The organism is Sulfurovum iocasae (assembly GCF_047716765.1).
GTDB lineage: Bacteria > Campylobacterota > Campylobacteria > Campylobacterales > Sulfurovaceae > Sulfurovum.
Genome location: NZ_CP180410.1, coordinates 1831458 through 1844185, shown reverse-complemented (window position 1 = coordinate 1844185; position 12728 = coordinate 1831458). Strand labels below are relative to the sequence as shown.

The following is a 12728-nucleotide window of genomic DNA, read 5'->3' as shown; positions in this document are numbered from 1 at the left end:
TTATGCTGATTTCTTGCTAGAGGTGTGACCTCTTAATACTTGTGCCAGGCTGTTCTTAATATCAATTACAGCTCCTCGATGTGTATGGTCTAACTTACCCCATACTTCTTCTACCTCTTCTGCCATATCTGCCAAACGGTCTTTAAAACTCATTAGTATCTTGTAGCTCTCTTCTTTCTTCTTGGCTTCTGCCTTAGCTGCCTTCTCTTCTTGTTTCGTTATCTTGAGAAGTTCATCATTCAATCTTGCTAAATGGTCTTGTGCTGTCTTGTAATCTGTACTCTGTTGAAGTATCACGCTTGGTGTATTTATCTTCATATCTGCCAGATAGATTTCTGTTCGCTTCTTTTCTGCTAGTAGTTCTGGTCTGTTCATTTGTTCTCCTGTTCCATTGATTTTAGTTCTTCGGCTAGTCGTAGGTTAATATCATTTAACTGCTTGCCGTAGTCTAGTAGTCCACTACGTCTTAAGATTGATTGCTTCTCTTTGTAAAGGTCGTATAGCTTAGCCATGTGATAGACCTTTATTAATCAAGGCTTCTACCTCTTCTCTGATATTCAATCCATCATGGATAGCTCGTAGTCTCAGCTTAACGTGAAGTTCGTTTGAAATGTGTATGCTTTTCATTGGCTTCCTTTTTATAGTTATATAATATTATAGCAAAGTTTAGGTACAACTATACTTTCTAACTAAACTAAGCACTGTATCATCGTATGTTGTAATTCCCTATAAAGGAATGAGTTAGTAAAATAGTGTAAAGGATTGCTATGAGAAAGTATCTAAATAAGAAGTATGGATTAGTTCCTGGTGCAATGGTTGATATAACTTTGTTGTTTGAAGAGTTGCAGTTAAACTATGAAGAGAGTCTGAAGCTGTGGAGTAGTCAGAAGGTCAAGGAAGCTATGACACTTAAATTTAGAGATTTTTGTAGGATTATAGAGTGTGAGTTGAATTATAAAGTCGGAGTAATTGAGTAACATTATTGCCTATATAGTCATAGGTTGCTTTTGGTTTTATTCTGCTACCTTCTCCAACCATTCTCTTAAACTTATGCTTGGTGTACCATACTGCTCATCATATTTTACCTGTCTGTGCAAGAATGCAAGCCATTCTGACCTATCTTCTACTTTTAGTTGTTTATAAAACTCTTTAGCAAAGACTAATGGTATTGCTAAATGGGTAGTTTCACCGTTCATGCGTTTTTCCATATCCCTGACAGATTGGTGGAATAATCTATAGTACCCACACTCTTGGTTAGGTATGGTTCTCTTGGCTACTTCTAAAGGTAACTTTCCATAATAAACATCTAGCACCGCTTTTACAATTATCTGTCGTTCCTCTGCTGTGTATCTCATTTTCTATCTCCTGTTTAGGTTGAATTGTTATTGTTTCGCTGAAATAATAAGAGTTAAATGCAATGTTGGGGATGGCTTCTAGAGAATACATCTAGCATTTGCAACACTAAATGCTTATGCTCCTCATTATTATCTGTATAATTTAATATCTTTCCTTTGAGTCTCTTAATTTCTTCCTGATTATTCTGTATACAAGCATTCATATAATGAGAGAACCAAAATTGAAGTACTGCATTACTGTGAAGAAATGATACGGTATCATCATCTAATTTGTTCTTAAAGTTATTAAATAGTGTATCTCTATCCATCGTTTTGTGCCTCTCCCTAATTCATTGCTCTAGCCATGGCCAATAGCGTTCCATAAACAACCATGTCTTTATTTGTCCATTTATTCTTAGCAAACTCGTCACGCAATTTAATACCAATCTCTTCTTGCACATCAACTACTCTCATAGTTAAGTATCTGGGTATATCTTTAGCTATTTCCCTAGCTATCATATCTTGTTTATGCATTAGTCACTCCTTATTAGTGATTGATTGTTAAGACTCATGGTCTTTATCATAAGGTATTTCTATATAGTATAGTAGTTGTTTCTTTTATTGTACCTTTAGAATAGTACAGAAAAGTAGTGTGTTGCCCTTTGCAATATGAGATACAGTAGGACTTTCTGGTTCTACTTGTACCTTGGTATCATCTACTCTGTTTATGACTGTATCAAGCGTTCCTTCTTCTGGCACTACATGAGCAGCATGGGAATAAGTGACTCTTGGCTTCTTGGATTTACCATCCCAAGTGTAAGTGGTTCTTACTGTTCCAGCTCTCAAAGTTTCTGTCTTGGTTTTACTGTTTACTAAGTTCTTCATATTGCTTCCTTTAAAATAATATTCCATCGCTTGGCTTTGTTACTGCCTTAACAGGGTCTTCATACTGCAAACGATACTCAAGATATTTGATACGCTCTTTCAGTAACTCATTGGAGAGTTCTAACTTCTTCATATACTCTCTTTCCTCTTTGGTCATTTGATTGCCTTAAGTACAACTATGGGTACACTTTCTTTTCTTACAGGTGCTACTTCCCACCATATCATTTAGTATTATTCCTACACTCTCCATCACAAAGAAGCCCCTCTTTAGAGATTCCCTGTAATAAGAAGTACTTTTTAACTATTTTCTAGTACTTGTATACAATAGTTACAACTCTTACAACACTCCTTATTTACGGGGTATTGTAAGTATTGTAGGTATTGTTAAGTATGCTTAGATTCACTATACATAAGTGAATTATTCTTATTGGCTAATCTCTCTGATTTCCAGAACACACCATCATATTTCTGAAGCTGCTTCAATGCTGTTCTATCATCTTTCTTTTTATCAATAGCAGTAAGTAGTTCCCCCTGGTTTATCATTTCACACCCCGCTAAAATACCTCTAATAGAAGCAACAAAGAAAGTATCATCTTCATTCATAGAAGCTATGGCATAATCCCCACCCTCTAAAGTATGAGTAACGGGGTCAATAATAAAAGCACTGTCTTTCAAGTTTCCAGACCTGTTCTTCTGCATATTAAGTGCAAACTCCATCTTCCCTTTGTTCTCACTCTCTTTAGCTGTCAAGTGCCATAAAGCATCTATCTTGATTTTGATATAGTTTGAACCAAAGAAACTCACATCTTCTTTAGATTTGGTGTTGTGGTGTATAGTCTGCATGGTTGCACCCATAGAACGAAGCTTCTTAAACTTATCCAGGAGAGGTCTCATTACATCATCTTTACCTAGGCTACCTTCTGCAAGTTCTCCCATAGTGTCAAACACAAAGAATTGTCTCTCATAAGGTGTTGAACCTTTAACAGGTGCATCTATAAGCTTATTTAGTATCTGTGGTGGTGTGAGGTCTGCACTGTCTATGGTGTCAAGATTGATATAATTAAACCTATTGCCATACTTTCTTAAGAGCAAGTGGATACCTCTATTCTTTTGGTCTGCCTTCCCATTGTCAAAGTCAAAGTAGTTCACTTTATCTATAATGGTATTTTCAAGCAGATACACGCATACACTCAGCATCAGCATACTCTTACCACTACCACTCTCTCCATACAAGATACCAACTGTGTTGTACTCCATAAAGCCATCTATCAAAGTTATTGTCTTGGCATTTTCTATATCATCTGGATTAGCAGATAAGCCCGTAATAAAAGCATCCATAATGTCTATGGTTGGTGCTTCTTGTGGTATAATAGTTGTATCTATTTGTTTTTCCTTAACCACTTTCTCCTCATCCTTTTCAGCTACTAGCTGTTTGGGTGCTGGAGAGACTGGTTCTCCCGTCCATTCATTGAAATCAAGATTATCGTCAGTACTATTTATTCCCATACTTGACTCCCTCTAATATTTCTATATGTTTGCTAATATCATTAACACCACTTGTACTCCATACATCACCTAATGCACCAAACTCAAAGAACATATCATTAAAGGGCATCTTTGCACTATAGAGACGTTCTAGTTGACTCCAGATACTCTTGGCTTGTTTTGACTTAAAGCTGCTTATATCTAAGTGCTTTTGTACTCTCTCAAACGCTTCATACTGTGTAAGAGAGTTTCCTGCAATGTTGTATGGATAGATAATACGGTTAAGCACTGCTATCTCTTCAAATTGCATCATGACACACCATCCCTAGCATGACACTTTAGGTACAACTTTGATATTATGGTCATATTATTGTGGAACAGTTTATGGTTACTGTTCCTAATGTAGGAATAGTTCATTAGTCTATCCCCTCAAACAGTCCCTTGCTGTCTTTTGCTGCTGCTACAATAAGGTCAATCTTGTTTCTACTTGCCTTAACACCGTTCTCTATAATCATTACCACTGCTTTAATTCGTACCTGCTCATCATCTACTACAGATAAACGCTCAAGCATATGTAAACCAACCATTTTACCCTGGGTAGCCAAGAAAAGAACTGCTCCACTGTTAACGGAAGATATATTTATCATCTGTGACTTATGAACTTCGGTCAGCTTTCTCCAACCCCTGTATAAGCACATCTCTATAAATGCGTTGGTATATTCATCATTCATATTCAGGCACTCAATGTCAATTAGAATCTGTGAAAGTTCGTCTACTCTGTTCTGTAGAAGTATATTGGAAGAAGTTCTCATGACTCACCTCTGGCTTCAGCAATTCTATCTGCTACCCATTGGTCAACTTCTGACTCAATCCATGCTGTGACTTTATGTGAAATTTTAATAGGTTGTGGGAATGTTCCCTCTTTAGCCATTCTCCATATCTGTGATTTCTGAAGTGCTACTTTGTCTATGACTCTAGGGAGTCTAATTAATCTTTGTTCCATCGAAAATCCTTAGTGTGTTAGAATTTCCTAGCTAGGTTTTATTTATGTAATTACAAGGATAATTATAGCTTTATATGGACGATAAGTCCCGTGTTTACGTGCTTTGAGGGGGTTCTAAAGGGGTGTAAAAATGGCAGGAAGCTGACGAAAACACTAACCTGTGGTATCTACATAGGTGGTGTAGGTTTGGAGTCTTTTGATATTCTTTTTAGTTCGGGCATTATCGTTTTCTTTATTGCATTTCCAGAGAAGTGAGCATCCATTAAAATTTTTCTGAATGCTGCTTCCCATTCATTATAAAACCAGTTCTTGGAAGTCTTGGATATTGTGACCTGTTCAAGTAATTTGAGTGCTTCCTCATTCTCACCTAGCTGTCTACAGGATTCAATGGCAAGTGCAAGTCCCCTCTTTGCAGCATCATATAGCCTGTCAGGTCTATCAGCAAAGAGTGACGAACCCTTTGTAGCAATGAACCCACTGGCATATTTAGCGTTCACTACAGTAAAGTACAAAGCGGGGAGATTGGCATCGGTTAAAGTGTTGTTGTATAGTTTTTTAGGTATCTTGCTTCTCATGGAATCAAATTTCTTTTTTATTTTCCTTGCTTTTACTAAATCGTAGGTCTCTCTTTTTACTACACCTTTACTCACCTCTCCATCGGAGTACTTCTCTCGTATGATTTTATCTACCCTGTCGGCTATCACTTCCACATCTCTATCTGTAAGTTCTACCTCTGGTGATTCCAGTCCTTTTAAAAAGAGTCTATAATTCTGCATGGTCTTTGTGTATATGGGAGTATTATCCATTTTTAATCCCATCTATCTTATCAGCCCACCAACACATAAGCTCTCTACGTTTATTCATGTGCTTGGCTTCATTGTACGACTGAGAGACTACGCTACCTACAGTGTGAGATAGTTGCTTCTCTATAACATCATGGTTGAACTCTCCAGACTCATGTGCAATAGTTGAGAATATCCCTCTAAAGGAATGGGCTACAATAGTTGTTTCTGAGTAGTTATATCTTTCATTCATCCTTCTGAGAGCCTGAACCATAGAAGCAGGGGAGATAGTAGATTTATCTCCTGTAGTACCAGGCAATACTCTGTTAGATACAGCCTCTTTCTTCCACCCTTTAAGCATCTTAATAACTTGTGGGGCTAGGGGGATAATCAGTGCCTCATTTGTTTTCATCTTTTCAGCAGAGATAACCCACTGAGGACTCTTCCCTGTAAGAGTAAACTCACTCCACTCAGCTTCTCTAGCATTTGCAGGTCTTACTGCTGTGTAGCTGATTAGTTGTAAAGCTCTCATGACACTGACATTACCACCCCTCTCATTATTTACAGGCTTGTCATGCATATCTATTGCAGCAAAGAGCTTTCTTAGTTCCTTCTCATCTGTTATCTTTGGGTAGCTGGTATATGAAGTTTTACCAATAATATCTGATAGTTTTATCTGACATGGGTTGTTCATAACATGGTCTGAGTAATGTGTTATCACCAGGCTGAACAGCCTATTAATAGAACCATATACTTTCTTGGCAGATTCTTTAGCATCTCGGTCACTTAATATTTTTACTATCTTCACTATATCGGCAGTAGTTATATCACTCATGACCTTATCCCCTATAAAAGGCAAAACATCATTATCCCATCCGTTCTCTGTACGTTGAAGGTGAGCATCACTTAGTCCATTCTTTACATCACTCTTCTTTTCAGCATCCTGTCTCTTTGTTTCATACTGTTCATAAAAATACCACTTAGTCCACTGCTTAAATGTAGTGAACTCATTAAATATCTTGTTAGATGAGGTATCAATTCTCTTTTGATTGGCTACCCTCTTATCTCTAGGTAGGCTTCTCTGCTTAACCTTCAGCTTCTTGTACTGTGTGAAGATGGTATCCCACTCATCACTGCTTATTGTAGTAGGCTTCTCTTCTTTCTTTACAGGAAAAGGGTTCTCTCCTCTTGCTATTGCACCTTTGGCTTTATCTCTGGCTATTCTGGCATCTGCAAGGGATACAATAGGATATGTCTTTAAACTCTTCTTCTTGGCTTTACCCTCGAAAGTATATTTGAGTCTCCAATACTTACCACCATTAGGATGAACCTCTATGTAAAGACCACCACCATCAAACTCAGTGTATATCTTACCTTGTGGTTTGAGTCCTTTTATTTTCTTATCTGTAAGTGGAGTTGTTACTCTTGGCATATTGTCTCCTGGTACTTAAAATTTAACTAATTCTAAGAAGTTGTACCTAAAACGGTACTTAAAAACATAGGATATATAGGTACTTTTAAGGATTTTTGTGGACGCATAGTATTTCTAAGATAAAGGCTAGAAGGGGCTTAGATGGTGTTCTGAACACTTAAACAACATCCCTATGCAAGGGATGGTACAAAGCCTTAACGTCTCCGTTGCCACAGCTCTCATACTCTACGAAGCACAAAGACAACTTGAAAATGCAGGCAGGTATGATACCCCTGTGCTTAGCCAAGAAAAAGTAGAAGAGATAAAAGCTGCGTGGGTTTACCGTGACACTGTAGCACGAAGAAGTAAAGGGCAAATACCTTTAGAGTTTAAAGAAGAGATTATAGAACCCTCTGAATATGACCAAAAAAACAATATGCTATAATTAAAAAAGTTTTGTGATCATACACATTTATCCATGTAGGAGGTAGATATGAAATCAACATTCCTACGGTTCAACAGAATTCAATAAAATATCATCAACTCCCTTATATACGAGCTTTAAGCCTATTTAATCATTCATAACAATTCATAGTAGTTCAATAACATATAGATATTTTAGGGTACTTTTTAGGGGTATTTTTGTATAGTGTATTTAGAGATACAAAAATATACCCCCAAAAGGAGATTTTGTGGCTAGAGAAACAACTGCTCTAACTGATAAGGAAATAAAGGGTGCAAAACCTAGAGAAAAGGATTACAAGCTCTTTGATGGTGCTGGATTATTCTTGATTATTTCAACCAAAGGAGCTAAACGCTGGAGATTAAAATACAGATTCGAGGGCAAAGAAAAAGTATTAGCTCTAGGAGTTTATCCAGCACTAACTTTGGCAAAAGCTAGAAAAATGAGAGAAAAGTTTCGAGAGCAAATAGCAAATGGAATTAATCCAGCAGAAGTGCGAAAAGAAGAAAAGAAAAAGCTCAATGCTGAGAATGTAAGAAAAGCAACTAGCCTCAAAAGTGTGATAAATGAAAGTTTAAAAAAGAGAAATGCTTTAAGTGAAAAATATATGAAGAGATTACAGCTATCTTTTAAAAATAATGTTAATCCATTTATAGGAGATATTCCTATTGAAGATATTACCAAACAGCAGATTTTGGAAGTAGTGGAAAGGGTAGAACATCGTGGAGCCATTGAAAGTGCTCATAGATTACTAACTCAACTGAATAAAGTTTTCAAATTTGCACTCACTAAAGATTATATAGAGAAAAATGTTTGTGAACGGATAGATAGAAACGAGGTTCTCAAAACTCCTATAAAGAAATCATATCCAACTATTACAGATGAAAAAGAAATTCATAAACTACTCAATACAGTTGAAAAGTATGGTGGTGATGCTGGAACCCGTTTGGCTCTAATGTTTATGCCTTATGTTACTTCACGCCCTTACAATATTTTACACGCTGAATGGAGTGAAGTGGATTTTGAAAAAAGAAGATGGGTTATCCCAGCATCTAAAATGAAAGCAACAGCTGATAAAAAGAAGATAGGTAAAGAGCATATTGTTCCCTTAACGGATACAACTATAAAGATTTTAAAAGAGGCTCAACTCTTTAGTGGTGATGGGAAATATGTTTTCCCTAGTTTTGTGCATAAACAATCAGCTATGAGTGATAACACATTGAGAAGAGCTCTTCATAGTATGGGGTTCCCCAAAGAGCAGTTTACTCCTCACGGGTTCCGAGCTATGTTTTCAACTATTACAAATGAACATATACGAGAGCACGGGATTCACCCAAAGGTTATAGATATACAACTGGCTCACTCTGCAAAAGGTAAAGTTGAGAGTTCATACAATAGAGCAGATTATATGGAAGATAGAATAATCTTAATGCAATGGTGGAGCGATTATCTTGACAAAGTAAAAAAAGGAAGTTCAGAATGAAATTAACATACGAAAATAACCCGAGTGAAATATTAGATAAACTACTTGAATACCACGATATAAAAGTATTGAAAGCACTACTAAATAAAAAAGTGAGGAAAAAGAAAACTAGGGGGAACAATTACATTGATGTATCAGTTGATGTCTATAAGCTTGTTTATCTTGAAAAATATATGCTTGAAAGAGCTATTGATGAAGTAGCACAAGTGAGAAGTATAAGTGATAAAACTATTAAAAACCACCTGAGAAAGTTTAGAAAACTATTTAAGTATGGTATTTCTGATATAGGGGAAAGCGATAATGTACAAACAACTCAAATGGTAAAAGATTTGATACTCTCTAAATTTGATTGGCAAAATGATGAATTCTATGATATAGATGATGAAAAAGAAATTGCAGAGTTTGTATCCAGAATGCAAATTCCTCCTCCTCCTAGATATTTCCCATTCTAAAACAAAAGTACTAAAGAAGCCCTACTTTAGTACTAATAAACACCTAAATATATCCTAATAAATAACTACTAAACTACTACTAATAAACTAAACTAATACTACCTCAAATGCCCTATATTTGGGCTACACATCACTTCTTTTTTGTTCTATAATGTTCAAGTATATATACATAAGTTTAAGACGTTAAACAACACTAAAAAAAGGATTTACAAATGGATAAGTTTCTTAGATTACCCCAAGTAGCAGAGATGCTGGGAGTTTCAAAAAGTACAGTTTGGCTCTATGCAAGAGAGGGCAAATTACCAAAAGCAACCAAGTTGAGCCCTAGAGTTTCAGTTTGGAAAGAAAGCGATGTTATGGCTCTTATGGAAAAAGCGAGTGCATAATGTGTGAAGATTTCAATAATGCAATGGGTAGAGCCAGCGATAATCTGCATCTCTTAGGGGAAAGCATCTTTAACCTCAATGTACCTTGTAATTATAAAGGTGCATTTATGGAAATGGCTGATAGTAGAGGGTTCCGATTTACTAACGATACTCTTCAAAATATGGAAGTGATAGGGTAAACAGATAGTGAGGTTCTTATTCATCTACTAGAGGGCAAAAGTGCTGGACTGGGAGTTCCTTATATTCTAGCAACCTATTTGGATACAGACAAGGCACGGGCTATAGTTCTGCAATTACTGGAAGAGGATAAACAGCGAACCACGGAGAAAAATGTTCTGAAAGCAATTCTAACAATTAAAAACCGTGAAAGTTGAATGGTTAGCAATTAAACCTATAAGTAATAAGGGAACTTCAAGGGAATTAGAAATTAAATACCCCCAAAAAGTACCCTAAAAGTTAATGTAGTGTAGAAAATGTATGAATAATTATACCTTTTTCTATGCTTTTTGTATATAAAGGATAATCATAATGGTTGATTTAAAACAGTTACGAGCAGAAATAAAATCTGCTCTTGATAGAGAAAAAACAGCTGAACTTTTATCATTTATCGGATACGAAATTAGAAGAGATTTTAAATTCAAATTGCGTGAAGATGAAAGAACTCCAAGTGCTTCAATAGATAGTAACGGGAACATAAAAGATTTCGGCTCTGGCTGGTATGGTGACATTATTGCACTACTCCACGAACACCAAGGGCAAACGCTCAAAGATGCAACTATTTATATAGCATCTTGTTTGGGGATTAGATATGAGTAAATTACCGAACCCAAACGAGTTCACGAACCAAAAAGCGAACTTTACACCGATAGAACGCTCACAAACGGGCTCTAGAGGCTATGATTTGGTTCAGATGGATAAGAACTTCAAAGAGGCATTAAATAGGCTGGAAGAGGCTCCAAAACATAAACTGGGGAACCAGTTGATATGCTGGAGTTTTTGGAACAGTTGTCCGAACAAAAATGCAAGTTTTAAATATTTTGGATATTCCAAGAAATATAATAGTGCAACGGTTCATCTATACAATGATGATGGAGAAATTCAAACGATTACGATTAGAGATGCCAACGGAACCAAGTGGAAAACCTTTGGCTCCAAAAAGTTCACACCCTACAAAATCAGAGATGAGGTTCTATTTTTATCGAGTGGAATGGCTGAAATTATTATAAGTGATTTACTGGGATTATCTTTTATAGGTATCCAAGCAGATGGAATGGTTCAACACATTCCCAAAGAATTAAAAGAACTGGCACGGGATAAGTTCATAATCATATTATCGGATAATGATAGTTCCTTTAAAGAAAAAATCCCAACTATTCAAAAGTTCTTTGAGTATAGCCAAATCATAATTATTGATTTTGAAAAGGTACTCAACCGAGTGTTGCCCAAAGGCTATGATTTTAGAGATTTTGTGAATGAGGTTCAAGATGCTCCAACAGCTCTGCAAATGTTGGAAGATGAAATTATAAAAGGGGGTTCCGATGTTTGATGCGAATAAACTGGCTGAACGATTGAGGAGCCAACCCAAAGTTATTGATTTTTCTAGGTTCCAGCAAAACAACTGGATAAAAAAGGGAGCAGAAAACAATCCTACTCTCAAATCTATTGGTGCAAACGGTGGAGCTCTTTGGATTAATCCAGCTGGGGAGATTTACTTTAGAAGATGCCAAAGTGAGAAACCCTCAAAGTTGGCAAACGATAAAGCCAAGATAGTTCTATCCAATTTCCTTGATAGGAGTTCCGTTCTATTATTTAAAGGAACGGGAACGGGAGAAAATGCCATAGAGCCTGATATTGCTAACAATGATATTTATATGGTGATGGATAAGTTCACTCCCTTTGCATCAAGTGAGTTTTATTCAGAGCACGGAGTTATAAATAGAACATCATTCCAGCCCTCACAGTATTTACAAATGCAAGCTGGGGAGTATCAAGAAACCCCAACGATTAAGAAACTCATTCTTCATCTATGCAACTATGAAGAGGAGCATTATCAATGGGTTATAAACTGGCTGTCTGGGTTCCTACAAACACTCAAAACTTCCGATGTTGCATTAGTATTGAGAGGAGCAGAGGGAACAGGTAAAGGGCTCTTTATGGAGCAGATTATAGCTCCACTGTTTGGAGAGGATTTTACTGTAACGGTTGATGATGATAGATTAAATTCAAACTTCAAAGGCTGGATAGGAGAGAAACTATTTTTCAACCTCAACGAGATTGCCCACGATGGGAAAACTAGGAGAGCAGTTATTAACTTTATAAAGGTTCTGATTACTGATAGGCTGGTTCAAATGGAGGCAAAGAATAAAGATGCAGTTGCCACAGAGATTTTTGGAAATATTCTCATAACATCAAATGAAGTGAGCCCTCTTGAAATATCTGTAACCGATAGGAGATTTACAGTATTTCAAACAGCTGGGAACATTAAAAAAGCTGGCTGGGATACTGGAGCAACTGTTAGAGAAATTCAAAACGAGTTCAAAGATTTTGCAGTAATGTTGAAATCCTATAAAGTTGATTGGGCTCTCTATGATAAAGCTCTTGATACTCCAGCCAAAAGAAATATTGTAATGAGTACCAATGATAGATATTCTCTATTTCTAACAGCAATCAAAGGAAAAGATTTAGATTATTTCCACTTACAAACAGAGGATATTTCTATCTTAGAGGATTTAAAAATAATCTTTGAGCGTGGGGATATTTCAACCCAAGAGATTACCCACCTTTTCAATGCTACTCATAATGATAATGATGATGCAGTTCCAACCCGTGCCATTATGAAAAAAATGAGGGGGCTTGATGTGAATATGTTTGAGCAAAAAGAGGGGAAACCCGTTCACGGTAGAAAGGTTATGGGAGAGCATTATTTTTCTATAAATTAACATTCTATCCCCTAAATATTGAGCAAGTCCCGTTATATAGGGGTTATCTCTAGGGGCTATTCTAGGGGATAGAAAATAAGTTCATCCCCTAAGGGCTCTCAAAGC

At 36.5% G+C, this 12728-nt stretch carries 22 protein-coding genes; 9 read left to right on the top strand and 13 right to left on the bottom strand.

Annotation, left to right across the window (positions count from 1 at the left end):
* The 3 genes from ACLHDG_RS09040 to ACLHDG_RS09030 are packed head-to-tail and all read right to left on the bottom strand — an operon-like array spanning window position 1 to window position 627.
* The gene (locus tag ACLHDG_RS09040; protein WP_415405900.1) at window positions 1-375 is read right to left on the bottom strand and encodes a hypothetical protein; all 375 of its coding nucleotides are present in this window, start codon (window positions 373-375) and stop codon (window positions 1-3) included.
* The gene (locus ACLHDG_RS09035) at window positions 372-512 is read right to left on the bottom strand and encodes a hypothetical protein (protein WP_415405899.1); all 141 of its coding nucleotides are present in this window, start codon (window positions 510-512) and stop codon (window positions 372-374) included. Before ACLHDG_RS09035 ends, ACLHDG_RS09040 begins: the two co-directional genes overlap by 4 nt.
* The gene (locus tag ACLHDG_RS09030; protein ID WP_415405898.1) at window positions 505-627 is read right to left on the bottom strand and encodes a hypothetical protein; all 123 of its coding nucleotides are present in this window, start codon (window positions 625-627) and stop codon (window positions 505-507) included. Before ACLHDG_RS09030 ends, ACLHDG_RS09035 begins: the two co-directional genes overlap by 8 nt.
* 140 nt (window positions 628-767) lie before the next feature.
* Between ACLHDG_RS09030 and ACLHDG_RS09025 the strand changes: the two genes are divergently transcribed.
* Window positions 768-977, top strand: coding sequence for a hypothetical protein (locus ACLHDG_RS09025; protein WP_415405897.1), 210 nt, complete (start codon window positions 768-770; stop codon window positions 975-977).
* A gap of 36 nt (window positions 978-1013) precedes the next feature.
* Here the strand turns inward: ACLHDG_RS09025 and ACLHDG_RS09020 are convergent, their stop codons facing one another.
* The 10 genes from ACLHDG_RS09020 to ACLHDG_RS08975 all read right to left on the bottom strand — a co-directional run bounded on the left by ACLHDG_RS09020 (window position 1014) and on the right by ACLHDG_RS08975 (window position 6921).
* Window positions 1014-1355: a hypothetical protein gene (locus ACLHDG_RS09020; protein WP_415405896.1), complete on the bottom strand. Its 342-nt coding sequence runs from the start codon at window positions 1353-1355 to the stop codon at window positions 1014-1016.
* A gap of 324 nt (window positions 1356-1679) precedes the next feature.
* A complete protein-coding gene (locus tag ACLHDG_RS09015) occupies window positions 1680-1868 on the bottom strand; it encodes a hypothetical protein (protein WP_415405895.1) in 189 nt (62 codons plus the stop codon).
* Between the two features lie 84 nt (window positions 1869-1952).
* A complete protein-coding gene (locus ACLHDG_RS09010; protein WP_415405894.1) occupies window positions 1953-2219 on the bottom strand; it encodes a hypothetical protein in 267 nt (88 codons plus the stop codon).
* 10 nt (window positions 2220-2229) lie between these two features.
* Window positions 2230-2376, bottom strand: coding sequence for a hypothetical protein (locus ACLHDG_RS09005; RefSeq protein ID WP_415405893.1), 147 nt, complete (start codon window positions 2374-2376; stop codon window positions 2230-2232).
* A gap of 227 nt (window positions 2377-2603) precedes the next feature.
* Window positions 2604-3725, bottom strand: coding sequence for an AAA family ATPase (locus tag ACLHDG_RS09000; RefSeq protein WP_415405892.1), 1122 nt, complete (start codon window positions 3723-3725; stop codon window positions 2604-2606).
* A complete protein-coding gene (locus ACLHDG_RS08995; RefSeq protein ID WP_415405891.1) occupies window positions 3712-4017 on the bottom strand; it encodes a hypothetical protein in 306 nt (101 codons plus the stop codon). The genes ACLHDG_RS09000 and ACLHDG_RS08995 overlap by 14 nt, the downstream gene beginning before the upstream one ends.
* A gap of 103 nt (window positions 4018-4120) precedes the next feature.
* Window positions 4121-4516 (bottom strand): hypothetical protein, encoded by a 396-nt coding sequence (locus tag ACLHDG_RS08990; RefSeq protein ID WP_415405890.1) that lies wholly within the window; start codon window positions 4514-4516, stop codon window positions 4121-4123.
* On the bottom strand, window positions 4513-4707 hold the full coding sequence (locus tag ACLHDG_RS08985) for a helix-turn-helix transcriptional regulator (protein WP_415405889.1): 195 nt from the start codon (window positions 4705-4707) through the stop codon (window positions 4513-4515). The genes ACLHDG_RS08990 and ACLHDG_RS08985 overlap by 4 nt, the downstream gene beginning before the upstream one ends.
* A gap of 167 nt (window positions 4708-4874) precedes the next feature.
* On the bottom strand, window positions 4875-5483 hold the full coding sequence (locus ACLHDG_RS08980; RefSeq protein ID WP_415405888.1) for a hypothetical protein: 609 nt from the start codon (window positions 5481-5483) through the stop codon (window positions 4875-4877).
* Window positions 5484-5505: 22 nt separating this feature from the next.
* Window positions 5506-6921: a tyrosine-type recombinase/integrase gene (locus tag ACLHDG_RS08975; RefSeq protein ID WP_415405887.1), complete on the bottom strand. Its 1416-nt coding sequence runs from the start codon at window positions 6919-6921 to the stop codon at window positions 5506-5508.
* 172 nt (window positions 6922-7093) lie between these two features.
* Between ACLHDG_RS08975 and ACLHDG_RS08970 the strand changes: the two genes are divergently transcribed.
* The 8 genes from ACLHDG_RS08970 (at window position 7094) to ACLHDG_RS08935 (ending at window position 12623) form a co-directional block, all read left to right on the top strand.
* The gene (locus tag ACLHDG_RS08970) at window positions 7094-7345 is read left to right on the top strand and encodes a hypothetical protein (RefSeq protein WP_415405886.1); all 252 of its coding nucleotides are present in this window, start codon (window positions 7094-7096) and stop codon (window positions 7343-7345) included.
* Between the two features lie 247 nt (window positions 7346-7592).
* A complete protein-coding gene (locus tag ACLHDG_RS08965) occupies window positions 7593-8846 on the top strand; it encodes a tyrosine-type recombinase/integrase (protein ID WP_415405885.1) in 1254 nt (417 codons plus the stop codon).
* A complete protein-coding gene (locus tag ACLHDG_RS08960; protein ID WP_415405884.1) occupies window positions 8843-9298 on the top strand; it encodes a hypothetical protein in 456 nt (151 codons plus the stop codon). The genes ACLHDG_RS08965 and ACLHDG_RS08960 overlap by 4 nt, the downstream gene beginning before the upstream one ends.
* 212 nt (window positions 9299-9510) lie before the next feature.
* Window positions 9511-9684 carry a helix-turn-helix transcriptional regulator gene (locus ACLHDG_RS08955; protein ID WP_415405883.1) on the top strand — a complete coding sequence of 58 codons (174 nt, stop codon included), beginning with the start codon at window positions 9511-9513 and terminating at the stop codon, window positions 9682-9684.
* Window positions 9684-9863, top strand: a complete 180-nt coding sequence (locus ACLHDG_RS08950; RefSeq protein WP_415405882.1) for a hypothetical protein — start codon at window positions 9684-9686, stop codon at window positions 9861-9863. Before ACLHDG_RS08955 ends, ACLHDG_RS08950 begins: the two co-directional genes overlap by 1 nt.
* A gap of 349 nt (window positions 9864-10212) precedes the next feature.
* The gene (locus ACLHDG_RS08945) at window positions 10213-10500 is read left to right on the top strand and encodes a hypothetical protein (RefSeq protein WP_415405881.1); all 288 of its coding nucleotides are present in this window, start codon (window positions 10213-10215) and stop codon (window positions 10498-10500) included.
* On the top strand, window positions 10493-11230 hold the full coding sequence (locus ACLHDG_RS08940) for a hypothetical protein (RefSeq protein WP_415405880.1): 738 nt from the start codon (window positions 10493-10495) through the stop codon (window positions 11228-11230). Before ACLHDG_RS08945 ends, ACLHDG_RS08940 begins: the two co-directional genes overlap by 8 nt.
* Window positions 11223-12623: a primase-helicase family protein gene (locus ACLHDG_RS08935; RefSeq protein ID WP_415405879.1), complete on the top strand. Its 1401-nt coding sequence runs from the start codon at window positions 11223-11225 to the stop codon at window positions 12621-12623. Before ACLHDG_RS08940 ends, ACLHDG_RS08935 begins: the two co-directional genes overlap by 8 nt.
* The last annotated feature ends 105 nt before the right edge of the window (window positions 12624-12728 follow it).